The organism is Streptomyces sp. P6-2-1 (genome assembly GCF_050613165.1).
Classification (GTDB): Bacteria; Actinomycetota; Actinomycetes; order Streptomycetales; family Streptomycetaceae; genus Streptomyces.
The window spans coordinates 5,552,079-5,567,320 of the sequence record NZ_CP192513.1; the positions used below are offsets into that span (position 1 = coordinate 5,552,079).

Here is a 15,242-nt window from a genome sequence, read left to right on the forward strand (position 1 = left end):
GGGCCACACGATCACGTCCCTCAAGGAAGCGCCCGTGAACCCGAACACCGCACCCGACGGCCGGTACCCCCTCGCCCCCGAGGCCGGAAGTACGAGTTCGGCAGGCCCCGAAGACGGTCTCGTCCCCCGGCAGCACACGGCCGCTCCCACCGAACACCTCGACGGTGCCGCGGTCGACCTCCTCGAACACCCCGACGTGCCGACAGCGGCCGAGGCTGCTGCCCTGGAAGCGCTGCTGCGCTGCTGGGTCCGCGAGACCGGCGTCGAGGCCGCGGAACACGGACCACTGCGCATCTCCCTGCCGGCGCAGGAGGCGACACTCGTCGTCCCGGTGCGGTACTGGTCGGCCGCCGGGCTGCACCGCTTCGGCCTGCCCCGGCTCGAACACCACGGACCCGCCCCCGCCCGCACCGGCAGCGCCTTCCCGCGCGCCGTCGTCCGCCCGGGCAGGGCACCGCGCCTCACGGCGCCCCTTGACGCCGCCACGGTCGCCGAGGTGCTCAGCGCGGAAGTCCGCGCGGGGACAGTGACGGACGGCACGGGACAGGCGGCGACGGTGGCAGCCCGTACGTCGCCGGGCGAGACGACGACAGAGGGTACGGCGCCGGACGGGACTGCGACGGACGGTACGGCGCCGGGCGGGGCCGGCGGCGCCGCGCGGGCCGCCTCCGTACCGCCCGCCTCCCCGAGCGAGCCCGCCCCCACCGTCCCGAGGCAGGCCCCGCCCGCCCCCGACGACGACCTCGTGGCACGGGTCAGGGACTCGGTACGCCGTACCGCCGTCTTCCTCTCCTTCCGCCGCCGCCACACCGAGGACTCGCCCACCCCCTTCCTCGCCGCCGAGCAGGCGCTCCTGCTCGGCCACCCGCTCCACCCCACGCCCAAGAGCAGGGAGGGACTCAGCGAGGCGGAGGCCCGGCTCTACTCGCCCGAACTGCGCGGGGCCTTCCCGCTGCACTGGCTCGCCGTGCACCAGGACGTCCTCGCCACCGACTCCGCCTGGACCGAACGAGGCAGGACCGTTTCGGCCGGACAGCTCACCGAGCGCCTCGCGGGCCCGGGGCTCGCGCTGCCGCCAGGCACCGTCGCGCTGCCGCTGCACCCCTGGCAGGCCCGCGACCTCGCGCAGCGCCCCGAAGTCCACGCGCTGGCCGACGCGGGACTGCTCACGCCGCTCGGCCCGTACGGGGAACCGTGGTCGCCCACCTCCTCGGTGCGCACCGTCCACCGCGCCGATGCCCCCGCGATGCTCAAGCTCTCGCTCGGCCTGCGCATCACGAACTCGCGCCGCGAGAACCTCCGCAAGGAACTCCACCGCGGTGTCGAGGTCCACCGCCTCCTGCGCACCGGGCTCGGCGCCGAGTGGCACGCCGCGCACCCCGGCTTCGACATCGTGCGCGACCCCGCGTGGATCGCCGTCGACGGCCCGGACGGCGAACCCCTGCGCGGCGTGGACGTCATGATCCGCCACAACCCCTTCACCGCGGCGACCGACGCCGCCTGCCTCGCCGGGCTCGTCTCGCCGCGCCCCCTCGCCCCGATCGGCGAGCCACCCGCGGTGCCGAACGGGCTCCTCGCGCACGACTCGCAGGTCCAGCAGCCCATGCGGTCCCGGCTCAGCGAGCTGATCACCCGGCTCGCGCAGCGCACCGGCAGGCCACGCGGCACCGTCGCCACCGAGTGGTTCCTGCGCTACCTGGAGCACGTCGTCCGGCCGATCCTGTGGCTCGACGGCCACGCGGGCGTCGCCCTGGAGGCGCACCAGCAGAACACGGTCGTCCTGCTCGACGCGGAGGGCTGGCCGAACGGCGGCAGGTACCGCGACAACCAGGGCTACTACTTCCGCGACTCGCACCGCGAGGCCCTGGAGCAGCGGCTGCCCGGCATCGGCGCGACGAGCGACACGTTCGTCCCCGACGATGTGACCGACGAGCGCTTCACGTACTACCTCGCCATCAACAACGTCCTCGGCCTCGTCGGCGCCCTCGGTTCCCAGGGACTCGCGGACGAGCACCTGCTGCTCGCCGCGCTGCGCGGCTTCCTCACCGAGGCCGCGCACGGCCCCGAAGCCCTCGGCTCGGGGCTGCCGGCCCTGCTGCTCGACAGCCCGGTCCTGCGCTGCAAGGCCAATCTGCTCACCCGGCTGCACGGACTCGACGAACTCGTCGGCCCCGTCGACACCCAGTCCGTGTACGTGCGTTTCCCCAACCCGCTGCACAGGGCCTGACCCCTCGCGGGGCCGGACCTCACCCACCCGGCCCCGCCCCGTACCGCCCGCGATCGTCCCCGAACCGAGGAGTGCACCCCATGCCCACAGCGGACACCCCCCTCGCGGGGGCCGCGCCGCCCGCGTCCGGCGCCGCGGACAGCGAGGCCCCGGGCCCCGGCATAGCCAGGGCCGGTCGTCCCGGCCCAGGCCCCGAAACCGCCGCGCCGCCGCGGCCCGCGCGCACGCGCACCGGCACCGTTCCGCCGGGCGACTGGGCACCCGTTCCCACGCCCCACGGCCTCTTCCGGCTGCGGCCCGTCACGCTGCCGCACGACCTCGCCCTGCTCACGGGATGGATGAACGACCCCGAAGTGGCGGCCTTCTGGGAACTCGCGGGCCCGCCCGACAACACCGAGTCCCACATCCGCCCCCAGATCGAGGGCGACGGACGCAGCTTGCCCTGCCTCGGGCTGCTCGACGGGCGGCCGATGAGCTACTGGGAGATCTACCGCGCCGACCAGGACGTGCTCACCCCGCACTACCCCGCACGCCCGCACGACATCGGCGTCCACCTGCTGCTCGGCGGCGGTACGGACCGGGGGCGCGGCGTCGGCACGGCGCTGCTGCGCACCGTCACGGAGCTGGTCCTCACGTACCGCCCGTGCGCCACCCGTGTCCTCGCCGAACCCGATGTGCGCAACGCCCGCTCCGTCGCCGCGTTCCTGCGCGCCGGGTACCGCAAGGATCGTGAGCTGGACCTCCCCGGCAAGCGCGCCGCCCTGATGATCAGGGACCGCGCCCCGACGTCTCCCGGCTGAGGCCCGAGCGGCCCGCCGCTGTCCTCCCGCGCGGGAACCAGCACCCACGCGCCTTTCCGGGCGGTGCGGGTACGTACAGGACAGCGGTACGTACTCCACGTGGCCCCGCCACCGCAGGCACGGCCGCGGTCGGCGCGCGCCGCCGTCCTTCCGCGTTTCCCGCACCTCCCGCCGTACCCCCGCACGTCCGCACACCGGTCGCCACCGAAGGAGTCTTTCGTGCAGAACCTCCCCGCACCGCGTCCCTGGACATCCCCCGAAGAGCCCGCAGGACCTGCGCTCCCGCCGCTGACCGCCCCCGAAGGCCCGCCGGCGCACGGGCTCTTCGCCCCGGCCGAGCTGACCCCCGAGCTGTGGCGCGAGGCCGGTCGGCGGCTCCTCGCCAAAATGGTCGCCGAATTCTCGTACGAGGGCCTCTTCGCCCCCCGCCCCGACGACCCCGAGTCACCCGATGTCCCCTTCCACAGCCGCGCGTACCGCCTGCCGCTCGGGGGGCCGAAGGGGACGCCGCACGACGAGGCGGCGCGGGACGAGACGCCGCGTGACGAGGCGGCCGGGGAGGAGGCGGCGGGGCGGAGCGCTCTCCTCTTCGACGCCACCCGCAGCGCCTACGGCCACTGGGAGGTCGACCCCGGGAGCCTGCGCCTCGACACCGGAGGGACCGGGGACACCCCGGCCGAGGGGAGCACGGACGACGCACGCGTCTCCGCCGCTCCCCAGCCATTCACGGACCCGCTCGACTTCCTCGTGCGCGCCCGGCACGTCCTCGGCATCGACGGCGCGACGCTCGGCCACCTGCTGCGCGAGCTGAACGCGACGCTCGCCGCCGACGCACGCCTTCTCCACACCGCCCTGAACAGCGCGGACCTCGCCGACCTCGGGTACGCGCAACTGGAGGGCCACCAGACCGGGCACCCCTGGATCGTCCTCAACAAGGGCCGCATGGGCTTCGGTGCTTCGGACGCAGCGCGCTGGGCACCCGAGAGCCGCGTCCGGGCCCGCCTCCCGTGGCTCGCTGTCCGCACCCACCTCGCCACCTATCGCGGCGTCCCCGGACTCGACACGCCCGAGCAGCTCTACGCGGCCGAACTGACGCCCGCCGCAAGGGAGTCCTTCGACGCCGTCTTAACCACGCGCGGTCTCGATCCGGCCGACTACCTCTACCTCCCCGTGCACCCCTGGCAGTGGGACACCACGGTGCTGCCCCTGCACGCCGCGGGCGTCGCCGCCGGGGATCTCGTGCCGCTGCCCTCGGACGGCGCCCAGCGTCTGCCGCAGCAGTCCATCCGCACCTTCCTCAACCTCGACGACCCCGAGCGGTACACGGTCAAACTGCCGCTGTCGGTCCTCAACACGCTCGTCTGGCGCGGGCTGCCCACCCGCCGCACGGTCGCCGCACCCGCCGTCACCACCTGGGTGCGGTCCGTACGCGACAACGACCCCTTCCTGAGCGAGGAGTGCCGCGTCATCCTGCTCGGCGAGGTCGCCTCCGTGGCCGTGCGGCACCCGCTCTACGACGCGCTGCCCGAGGTGCCCTACCAGTACAAGGAACTCCTCGGCGCGATCTGGCGCGAACCGCTCGCGCCTCTCCTCGACAAGGACGAAGGCGCGCGGACCCTCGCCTCGCTCCTGCACGTGGACCGCGAAGGCCGCGCCTTCGTCGCCGAACTCGTCACGCGCTCCGGCCTGGCACCGCGCGACTGGCTGCGCCGCCTCTTCGGCGCCCTGCTGCCGCCGCTCCTGCACTTCCTCTACCGCCACGGCACGGTCTTCTCGCCGCACGGCGAGAACGCGATCGTCGTCTTCGACGCGCGCGACATCCCCACGAGGCTCGCGGTCAAGGACTTCGTCGACGACGTCAACCTCAGTGCGCGACCGCTGCCCGAGCACGACGACATGCCCGCGGAGGTGCGCGACATCCTGCTGACGGAAGACCCTTCCTTCCTCCCGCAGTTCATCCACTCCGGTCTCTTCGTCGGCGTCTTCCGCTATCTGGCCCCGCTGTGCCGCACCCAGCTCGGCGTCCCCGACGAGGATTTCTGGGGTCTCGTGCGCGCCGAGATCCTCGCGTACCAGGCGCGTTTCCCCGAGCTGAAGGAGCGCTTCGAGTTGTTCGAACTGCTCGGCCCGGAGATCGAGCGGCTCTGTCTCAACCGCAACCGCCTCCACCTCGACGGTTACAGGGACCGGGCGGAGCGGCCGCACGCGGCGGTGGACGGCATGGTCGTGAACCCGCTGCACGCGGGCGCGTTCCGGCCACGTGCGGGGTGGGGGCGAGGTGCCGCCGCGCGGGGAGCGGGCGGGCCCGGAGCGGGAGCGCTCGACGGGGAGTGGTCGCATGATCGGACCGGGCCTGTGGACGGAGCGGACGGAGCTGTCGGTGCCGCGTCGTAGGGTGGTCGGGCTATGACGAAGCCCTCACTCCCCGAGCTCCTGCACGCCGCTGTCGCCGCAGTGGGCGGCACCGAACGGCCGGGCCAGGTGGCCATGGCCGAGGCGGTCGAAGCGGCCATCGACGACGGTTCCCACCTCCTTGTCCAGGCCGGCACCGGCACCGGGAAGTCGCTCGGCTACCTGGTGCCCGCGCTGGCGCACGGGGAGCGGGTCGTGGTCGCGACGGCCACGCTGGCACTCCAGCGCCAGCTGGTGGAACGCGACCTGCCCCGTACGGTCGATGCCCTGCACCCCGTGCTGCGCCGCCGCCCCGAGTACGCGATGCTCAAGGGCCGCTCCAACTACCTCTGCCTGCACCGCCTCCACGAGGGCATGCCGAAGGACGAGGAGGAGGCGCTCTTCGACCAGTTCGAGGCGGCCGCTCCGTCCAGCAAGCTCGGGCAGGACCTCCTGCGCCTGCGGGACTGGGCGGACGAGACCGAGACGGGTGACCGCGACGGCCTGAGCCCCGGAGTCTCCGACCGGGCCTGGGCACAGGTCTCCGTCTCCTCGCGCGAGTGCCTGGGCGCGAGCCGCTGCGCCTACGGTGCCGAGTGCTTCGCCGAGACGGCGCGCGAGCGCGCCAAGCTCGCCGATGTCGTCGTCACCAACCACGCACTCCTCGCGATCGACGCCATCGAGGGCGCCCCCGTGCTCCCCTCGCACGAGGTCCTGATCGTCGACGAGGCCCACGAACTCGTCGGCCGCGTCACGAACGTGGCCACGGGGGAGCTGAACCCGAACCAGGTCAACCGGGCCGCCCGCCGGGCCGCGAAGCTCGTCGACGAGAAGGTCGCGGACGCCTTCCAGGCCGCTGCCGAGGGTTTCGAGCGGGTCATGGAGCTGGCGCTGCCCGGGCGACTCGAAGCGCTGCCCGACGACCTCGGGTACGCGCTCGCCGCGCTCCGCGACGCCGCCCGGCAGGTGATCACCGCGATCGGCAACACGCGCGACCGCTCGGTGCAGGACGAGGACGCGGTCCGCAAACAGGCGCTCGCGTCCGTGGAGACCGTGCACGGCGTGGCCGAGCGGATGACCGGGCTCTCCGAGTACGACGTGCTGTGGTGCGAGCGGCACGACCGCTTCGGCGCCTCGCTGCGGGTCGCGCCGCTGTCGGTCTCGGGGCTGCTGCGCGAGAAGCTCTTCGCCGATCGTTCCGTGACGCTCACCTCGGCGACGCTGAAGCTCGGCGGGGACTTCAACGGGGTCGGGGCCTCGCTCGGCCTCGCTCCGGAAGGAGTGGCCGGCTCGGGGGCCCCGGAGACGGACGAGCTGCCGGTCTGGAAGGGCATCGACGTCGGCTCGCCCTTCGCGTACCGCAAGCAGGGCATCCTCTACGTGGCGCGCCACCTGTCCCCACCCGGACGCGAGGGCACGCGTACGGACATGTTCGACGAGCTGACCGAGCTGGTCGAGGCGGCGGGTGGCCGCACGCTGGGGCTCTTCTCCTCGATGCGGGGCGCGCAGGCGGCGGCCGAGGAGCTGCGGAGCCGACTCGACGTCCCCGTACTTCTCCAGGGCGAGGAGACGCTCGGCGAGCTGATCCGCGCCTTCGCCGAGGACCCGCGCACGTGCCTGTTCGGGACGCTGTCGTTGTGGCAGGGCGTGGATGTGCCGGGGCCGAGCTGCCAGCTCGTCGTGATGGACCGCATTCCCTTCCCCCGCCCGGACGATCCTCTGATGAGCGCGCGGCAGAAGGCGGTGGAGCAGAGCGGCGGCAACGGCTTCATGGCGGTCGCGGCGACGCACGCGGCCCTGCTGATGGCCCAGGGCGCGGGCCGCCTCGTCCGCGCCACGGGGGACAAGGGTGTGGTCGCGGTCCTCGATCCGCGTCTCGCGACCGCCAGGTACGGCAGCTACCTGCGGGCCTCGCTCCCCGACTTCTGGTACACGAACGACCGCAACCAGGTCCGCCGCTCCCTCGCGGCGATCGACGCGGCGGCGAAGGCGGAGGCGGCCGCGAAGGCCGCGGAGCCCAAGGCTCCGTCGGGGGAGCAGGTGGTGGTCGGCGCGGAGGGGTGAGGAGGGGACGGCGCGTGCCGGGCGCGAGAGCGCGGCCGGCGGGTGTCGTCGAGGTCCACCGCAGGCGTGGCTGCGGGGGACTCAGGGGCTCCGATCGCACGGGCTCGCGCCGCCTGTAGACGGGTGTCCGGGCGCCCTCGGCCCGCGCCTGCGGCGGGCCTGACCCGAACTGTGGGCGGGCCTGCGAGCCGGGGCGGGCCGGTGAACTGGGTGGGGGCCCGCGAACTGGCTGGGGCCGGGCCTGCCCCGTCCCCGTGCGCCCTTGGGCTCCCGGCTCTGCTCGGGCCGGGCGACAACGATGGGCCGCGGCCTCCGGCCCTCGGGCCTGTGTGCGCGACGGGCCCCGAGACCGGCGCAGTGAGTCTCAGGGCCCTGCTGAAGGAGGCGGTACCGGGCCGCCGGGTCGGCCGGTCAGATCCGCCGGAGTACGGCGACGACCTTGCCGAGGATGGTCGCCTCGTCGCCGGGGATGGGCTGGTACGCGGCGTTGTGCGGGAGCAGCCAGACGTGGCCGTCCTCGCGCTTGAACCGCTTCACCGTCGCTTCACCGTCGAGCATCGCGGCCACGATGTCGCCGTTCTCCGCCACTGGCTGGCGCCGCACGGTGACCCAGTCGCCATCGCAGATGGCCGCCTCGATCATGGAGTCGCCGACCACCTTGAGGACGAACAGCTCGCCGTCACCGACGAGTTGCCGCGGGAGCGGGAAGACGTCCTCGACGGACTCCTCGGCGAGGATCGGGCCGCCGGCCGCGATCCGGCCGACCAGGGGGACGTAGGAGGCGGCGGGTTTGCCGGTCGTGTCGGCGGGCTGGGGGCTCGGCTGGTCCGAGCCGCGCACCTCGTAGGCGCGGGGGCGGTGCGGGTCGCGGCGCAGGAAGCCCTTGCGTTCGAGGGCCATGAGCTGGTGTGCGACGGAAGAGGTGCTGGAGAGGCCGACCGCCTGGCCGATCTCTCGCATCGACGGCGGGTACCCCCGTCGCTGCACCGAATCCCTGATCACCTCGATGACCCGTCGTTGCCGGTCGGTCAGTCCGGTGCTGTCCGCCCGGATGCCAGGAGGTCGTCCAGGGAGTGAGCGCGCGGGCTTACCGCCCTCCTGGTGTGTGGCGCTCTCATTGCCGAGCGCCCGGGCCGGCTGGAATCGTCCCTGGGAGCGGTCCTGGGCAGTGATGGTGGCACTGTCGGCTGTGGTGGTCACATTGGGCCCCTCTCGAATGGTCTCCCTGGCTGCACAACGGTAGTGGCTTTCGAAAGGTTGCGCCAAACACACGTTCGAGTGAAAAACCCGCACTTACCTGTCGAGAACGGGGCCTGAGGTGTATAGAGGCGGGGCTATTTCGTGTGGGTAAAGGGGAATTGCGCGAACTCGGCACCCCGGCGCGGGGCTCTCGCCGGGGCCGGTACTCGAACACCTGAGGCGGCGCTGAGTGCGTGACGCGTGAGGGGTGGTGGGGGTTGGGGTGTGGGGCGTTGACGAGAGTGGTGTTCCTGTCCCCGTCCGCGACGTTCCCGGGTGCGAAAAGGGGCGGCCCCAGTTTGTCACCCGCGCCCGCCTGCGCGGGGAGCACCCCCGGCCTCGTCGTCCACCGCGCGCGACGTACGCTCTGACCGCTCGGCGGCGCCTTCGGCGTCACACTCCGTGTGTGCCCCGGTGATGCGAGTGCCGACCCCGAGTGGTGTTTCCTGCGGCGGGCCGTCCGCGCGGGATCCACGCGTCCGTCGAGCGTGGTCCGTAAGCCGCCCGTGCCTTCCGCGGGGTGCGCCCCCGCCGGTCGGCCCGCCCCGTCCCCTCCGCGCGACACGCGGAATGCTTGCCTTCGCTGCAAGGCCCCTGCGTCCCAAGATCTAGTGGTCAGCTGTGTGGCGCAACCTAGAACTTGTGGTCCGGGTGCTTCGCCGCCTCGGGCATCACCTATGCTGGGGGCTGCTTCCAGGGGCTCAGGTTCCTGGTGAGCACAGAGTGTCGTGTCGTCTAGGAGGGTGGGGAGTCCCGTGCACTGTCCCTTCTGCAGGCATCCGGACAGTCGGGTCGTGGACAGTCGGACCACTGACGACGGGGCGGCCATTCGCCGCCGCCGGCAGTGCCCGGACTGCTCCCGCCGCTTCACCACCGTTGAGTCCTGCTCACTGATGGTGATCAAGCGGAGTGGTGTCACGGAGCCCTTCAGCCGTACGAAGGTGATCAACGGAGTGCGCAAGGCGTGCCAGGGTCGCCCCGTCACGGAGGACGCCCTGGCCCTGCTCGGTCAACGGGTCGAAGAAGCGCTGAGGGCGACGGGCAACGCCGAGCTGAGCACCCACGACGTCGGTCTCGCCATACTGGGTCCGCTCCAGGAGCTGGACCTTGTCGCCTACCTGCGGTTCGCGTCCGTGTACCGGGCGTTCGACTCGCTGGAGGACTTCGAGACGGCCATCGCCGAACTGCGTGTGCACCCCGAGGTGCCCACCCCGGCGGGCGCGCGCGAGTGAGCGCACGAGCGAGCGGCGGCCCGCCTGCGGCGTAGCAGGAGTGCTGGAGCGGGACGGGCGGGATGTGTCACGCACCCGCGCGGACCGCGCCGACACTTCATTTATCACCCTGTGTGATCAATTCTGTTCTTTGAGTGGTCACTCTTCGTCGGTTCGCGCCCCTGGTGACGGGGCGCGGTCATGCGTGCGCCGAGTCTCCGAACGGAGGGCGTCACGCACGGAGAGACACGAAAGCGGGGGCCCGGGCGAGCGAAGTAGCCCGGGAAGTGGTGCGGAGCGTTCCACCGGCGCTCCGTACCAGGTCGAGCCCGCGCCCGTCGTCCCTGCGGCGGACGACGTATGGGGCTCATGTTCCCCGGGAGGCTCCGGGGAAAGCGGAGAAAAACCGCGCCAGGACGGAAGTCTGAGGCGCTACGAGGCGTTGAAGCCTGGTACGAGGAGGCGGCATGACAGAGACGGCGAGTGGTCCGGCACGCGGGACCCGCAAGAACGCGAAGGCGGGCAAGGGGCTCAAGGTCGAGCGCATCCACACCACGCCTGGGGTTCACCCCTACGACGAGGTGAACTGGGAGCTGCGTGACGTCGTCATGACCAACTGGCGTGACGGTTCGATCAACTTCGAACAGCGTGGCGTCGAGTTTCCCGACTTCTGGTCGGTCAACGCGGTCAACATCGTCACCAGCAAGTACTTCCGGGGTGCCCTCGGTACCCCGCAGCGCGAGACCGGGCTCAAGCAGCTCATCGACCGCATCGTGAAGACCTACCGGAAGTCCGGCGAGGAGAACCACTACTTCGCCTCCCCCGCGGACGCCGAGATCTTCGAGCACGAACTCGCCTACGCGCTCCTCCACCAGATCTTCAGCTTCAACTCCCCGGTCTGGTTCAACGTCGGCACCCCGCAGCCGCAGCAGGTCTCCGCCTGCTTCATCCTCTCCGTGGACGACTCGATGGAGTCGATCCTGAACTGGTACAAGGAAGAGGGGATGATCTTCAAGGGCGGTTCGGGCGCCGGTCTCAACCTCTCCCGCATCCGCTCCTCCAAGGAGCTGCTCACCTCCGGCGGCAACGCCTCGGGCCCCGTCTCCTTCATGCGCGGTGCCGACGCCTCGGCCGGCACCATCAAGTCCGGCGGCGCCACGCGTCGCGCGGCCAAGATGGTCATCCTCGATGTCGACCACCCGGACGTGGAGAACTTCATCGAGACCAAGGTCAAGGAGGAGGAGAAGATCCGCGCCCTGCGCGACGCGGGCTTCGACATGGACCTGGGCGGTGACGACATCACGTCCGTCCAGTACCAGAACGCCAACAACTCCGTCCGTGTCAACGACGAGTTCATGACGGCCGTCGAGACTGCGGGCAAGTTCGGGCTGCGCTCCCGCCTCACCGGCGAGGTCATCGAAGAGGTCGAGGCGAAGAGCCTCTTCCGGAAGATGGCCGAAGCCGCCTGGGCCTGCGCCGACCCCGGCATCCAGTACGACGACACCATCAACAACTGGCACACCTGCCCCGAGTCCGGCCGTATCAACGGCTCGAACCCGTGCAGCGAGTACATGCACCTGGACAACACCTCGTGCAACCTGGCCTCGCTCAACCTCATGAAGTTCCTCAAGGACGACGGCAAGGGCAATCAGTCCTTCGAGGTGGAGCGCTTCGCCAAGCTCGTCGAGCTGGTCATCACCGCGATGGACATCTCGATCTGCTTCGCCGACTTCCCCACCGAGAAGATCGGCGAGAACACCCGCGCCTTCCGTCAGCTCGGCATCGGCTACGCCAACCTGGGCGCCCTCCTCATGGCGACGGGCCACGCCTACGACTCCGAGGGCGGCCGCGCGCTCGCCGGAGCCATCACCTCGCTCATGACCGGCACGGCCTACCGCCGCTCCGCCGAACTCGCCGCCGTCGTCGGCCCGTACGAGGGCTACGCCCGCAACGCCACAGCCCACAAGCGCGTCATGAAGCAGCACGCCGACGCCAACGGTGCCGCCGTCCGGATGGACGACCTCGACACCCCGGTCTGGGCCGCGGCCACCGAAGCCTGGCAGGACGTCCTGCGCGTCGGCGAGAAGAACGGTTTCCGCAACGCCCAGGCGAGCGTGCTCGCCCCCACCGGCACCATCGGCCTCGCGATGTCCTGCGACACCACCGGTGTCGAGCCCGACCTCGCCCTGGTCAAGTTCAAGAAGCTCGTCGGCGGCGGCTCGATGCAGATCGTCAACGGCACGGTCCCGCAGGCCCTGCGCCGCCTGGGCTACCAGGAGGAGCAGATCGAGGCGATCGTCGCGCACATCGCCGAGAACGGGAACGTCGTCGACGCCCCCGCCCTCAAGACCGAGCACTACGAGGTCTTCGACTGCGCGATGGGCGACCGCGCGATTTCCCCGATGGGCCACGTCCGGATGATGGCCGCGATCCAGCCCTGGATCTCCGGCGCCATCTCCAAGACGGTGAACATGCCCGAGTCGGCGACCGTCGAAGAGGTCGAGGAGATCTACTTCGAGGCCTGGAAGCTCGGCATCAAGGCTCTCGCGATCTACCGCGACAACTGCAAGGTCGGCCAGCCCCTCTCCGCCAAGAAGAAGGAGGAGAAGCAGGCCGAGATCACCGAGAAGTCCGAGGAGACCATCCGCGCGGCGGTCGAGAAGGTCGTCGAGTACCGCCCGGTGCGCAAGCGCCTCCCCAAGGGCCGTCCCGGCATCACCACCTCCTTCACGGTGGGCGGCGCCGAGGGGTACATGACCGCCAACTCCTACCCCGATGACGGCCTCGGCGAGGTCTTCCTCAAGATGTCCAAGCAGGGCTCGACCCTCGCGGGCATGATGGACGCCTTCTCCATCGCCGTCTCCGTGGGCCTCCAGTACGGCGTTCCCCTGGAGACGTACGTCTCGAAGTTCACCAACATGCGCTTCGAGCCGGCCGGTATGACCGACGACCCGGATGTCCGCCTCGCGCAGTCCATCGTCGACTACATCTTCCGGCGCCTGGCCCTGGACTTCCTGCCCTTCGAGACCCGCTCCGCCCTCGGTATCCACTCCGCCGAGGAGCGCCAGCGTCACCTCGACACCGGCTCCTACGAACCGGCCGAGGAGGAGTCCGACACCGAGGCGCTCGCCGAGTCCGCCCCGGTCCAGGCGACGACGGTCGTGGCCGGCACCGACGAGGCCGCCACACCGGCTCCGCGCGAGGCCCACACCTCCGCCGAACTGGTCGAGATGCAGCTCGGCATCAGTGCCGACGCCCCGCTCTGCCTCTCCTGCGGTACGAAGATGCAGCGCGCCGGTTCCTGCTACATCTGCGAGGGCTGTGGCTCGACGAGCGGGTGCAGCTGATCCCGGGCGGAGTGGCGTTGGATGCCACACCCGACGCACTCCGCGCGGCTAGCTGACTAGCGGCTCACGAGAGGGACCGGCCAAGGGCCGGTCCCTCTCGTCGTTCCTCTTGCCTGATCGGGCCTGGCCCGATCAGGTGCCGGCGGACGACAGAGGCCGCGCATCCCGAGCCTGCACCGGCGGCTCCCCGGGCATGCCGGACCGCATGGGCCCGCCTTTCAAAGCCCGGTTCGAGGACGGCGGATGCGCGGCCTGGAGCGGGCCAGGGCGGGGCGGGGCGGGCCAGTGCGGGCCAGACCGGGCGCAAAGCAAAGGCAGTCGCGGTGCCCGGATGCGTCTGTCGGGGCGGACAGCAGCAACGGAAGGCAGGCGGTGAGAACGCAGCTGGGGCACCGCGCGTCGGGGGTAGGTCCAGTGGCCGAGTCCCAGATCCGATCAGCCAGCGGATGCGGCCGGGTGCTGCTCCCGGTGGCACTGGCGGAACGCACAGCGCGGCCCCTCGGCATCGCGCGACATCGCTGGGCCTGGCATACGGAGTTGGCCCTGGGCGGCGTGATGCCGCCAACGTCAGCGTCGAGCCATGCCGGGGCCTCGTGGGTCAGAGGGCGCCGACCGGCGGCGCCCTCGTATGCGTGTGCTGTTGTGGGATGGACCGCGTTCCACACGTGCGGGATCGGCACCGGCGCCTGGCCGCACCGATCGGGCTCAGCCAAAGGTTCCTGCGGCGTCCCTCGCCTCAGCGCGCTCTCGGGCCGTGACACGAGGAACTCGACCGCCCCGCCTGGCTGGACAGTGGCCTCGCCGCCCTCCCTCCGCAGGTCGGACTTCGGCAGGGCTTCCTGGACCGAGCGCTCAGCCGCTCCACGCCACGCCACGCCGTGCGGCCTCCAGCCATGTGGGTAAGAGCGTTCAATGCGGAGTCGCACGCTCTTTCCACCAAGGAATACGCAGGACAACTTCCCCCGGCCCCGAGACCATCAGCCATTGGCCGCAGAACCGTATGCGCTGTCGCACCGTATCGTCGTGCCGTCGCCGGGAAGCCGGCATGGCAGCGTGCAATGCCGTCCGATCGTCAACGGACGAGACATCCCGGCCGACGTGTTCGGTGAAGGGCCGGCAGACGACCCCCGGTATCTGCTGGGGCCCAGCGCGCCGCTTCACGCGACAGACGCTCCGCACGGGGTACGGCTTGCCGAGGCCGAGTGCACCGAAGATTGCTGCGGCGCTGTCTACGTGACTGTGAGGCGCGAGGCACAACAGGTTGTCCGGAGCGGCTGGCGCAACCCGGACAAGGGCGATATCGATCTCCCAGAGTTCCGGTTCGACGTCGGTCAGTACGACGCGGAAGTCCGCCGGGTCTCCACCGACCACAGCTGGGAATGGCAGGTCCGAACGGTCGCCAGACTTGCGGAGGAACGGCTCAGGGGGAGTGTCGACCGACTGACGACCTGGGAATGCGCACTGCAAGCCGTCTCGGCTTGGCGGGGGGGAACCGCACCGGATCAGTGTCTTCTTGTTCCATCCCCCGCCGTCCCTCGCGCAGGGAAGGCCGTCCCTGGCTTCAGTTCCGGGTGATCCTTTCGGTCTCAAAAGACGAACCCGATGCCCAGGCAGAGGGCCTTGAGGCGCGTCTCACCGGTGAAGACCCGCGCGAGACCGCCGAGACGTGCGGCGGCTCGAAGACGTTGGCCGATCAGCTCGGCCACCCCTGGCCAGGTGCCTGACGACGGCCAGGTGCCTGACGAGCGCGTGAAGCGCGGCCGCGGGAGAGAGCCGTTCCGCAGGGTCGGCCCCCTCCCGGCGTGCTGTGGGCAGCCCGCGCCCTCTCCACTCCCCGGCGGCCCGCTGACGGTCGACGCTGAACCGTATGAGGCCGCTCGGGAGGCGGAACAGGAAGGTCCCCCTGGAGAGGCGTCCCCCTCCAAGATGCGCGGCGCTGTGGGAGCCCTGCCGCCGGTTGAGC

7 protein-coding genes are annotated in these 15,242 nt (G+C 71.4%); 6 read left to right on the plus strand and 1 reads right to left on the minus strand.

The window, feature by feature from the left end:
• Nucleotides 1–34 precede the first annotated feature (34 nt).
• From ACQYWQ_RS23630 to ACQYWQ_RS23645, 4 genes are all read left to right on the plus strand, one after another.
• The gene (locus tag ACQYWQ_RS23630) at nt 35–2,227 is read left to right on the plus strand and encodes an IucA/IucC family protein (RefSeq protein WP_431037275.1); all 2,193 of its coding nucleotides are present in this window, start codon (nt 35–37) and stop codon (nt 2,225–2,227) included.
• An 80-nt stretch (nt 2,228–2,307) separates the two neighbouring features.
• Nucleotides 2,308–3,027 (plus strand): GNAT family N-acetyltransferase, encoded by a 720-nt coding sequence (locus ACQYWQ_RS23635; protein WP_431037276.1) that lies wholly within the window; start codon nt 2,308–2,310, stop codon nt 3,025–3,027.
• Between the two features lie 219 nt (nt 3,028–3,246).
• Nucleotides 3,247–5,421, plus strand: coding sequence for an IucA/IucC family protein (locus tag ACQYWQ_RS23640; protein ID WP_431037278.1), 2,175 nt, complete (start codon nt 3,247–3,249; stop codon nt 5,419–5,421).
• 12 nt (nt 5,422–5,433) lie between these two features.
• Nucleotides 5,434–7,482, plus strand: coding sequence for an ATP-dependent DNA helicase (locus ACQYWQ_RS23645; protein WP_431037279.1), 2,049 nt, complete (start codon nt 5,434–5,436; stop codon nt 7,480–7,482).
• Between the two features lie 411 nt (nt 7,483–7,893).
• Here ACQYWQ_RS23645 and lexA read toward each other — a convergent pair whose 3' ends face one another.
• Nucleotides 7,894–8,682, minus strand: coding sequence for a transcriptional repressor LexA (lexA, locus tag ACQYWQ_RS23650; RefSeq protein ID WP_431037280.1), 789 nt, complete (start codon nt 8,680–8,682; stop codon nt 7,894–7,896).
• A 794-nt stretch (nt 8,683–9,476) separates the two neighbouring features.
• Here lexA and nrdR point away from each other — a divergent pair.
• The gene (gene nrdR, locus ACQYWQ_RS23655) at nt 9,477–9,953 is read left to right on the plus strand and encodes a transcriptional regulator NrdR (protein WP_431037282.1); all 477 of its coding nucleotides are present in this window, start codon (nt 9,477–9,479) and stop codon (nt 9,951–9,953) included.
• A 446-nt stretch (nt 9,954–10,399) separates the two neighbouring features.
• Nucleotides 10,400–13,279, plus strand: a complete 2,880-nt coding sequence (locus ACQYWQ_RS23660) for a vitamin B12-dependent ribonucleotide reductase (protein WP_431037283.1) — start codon at nt 10,400–10,402, stop codon at nt 13,277–13,279.
• The last annotated feature ends 1,963 nt before the right edge of the window (nt 13,280–15,242 follow it).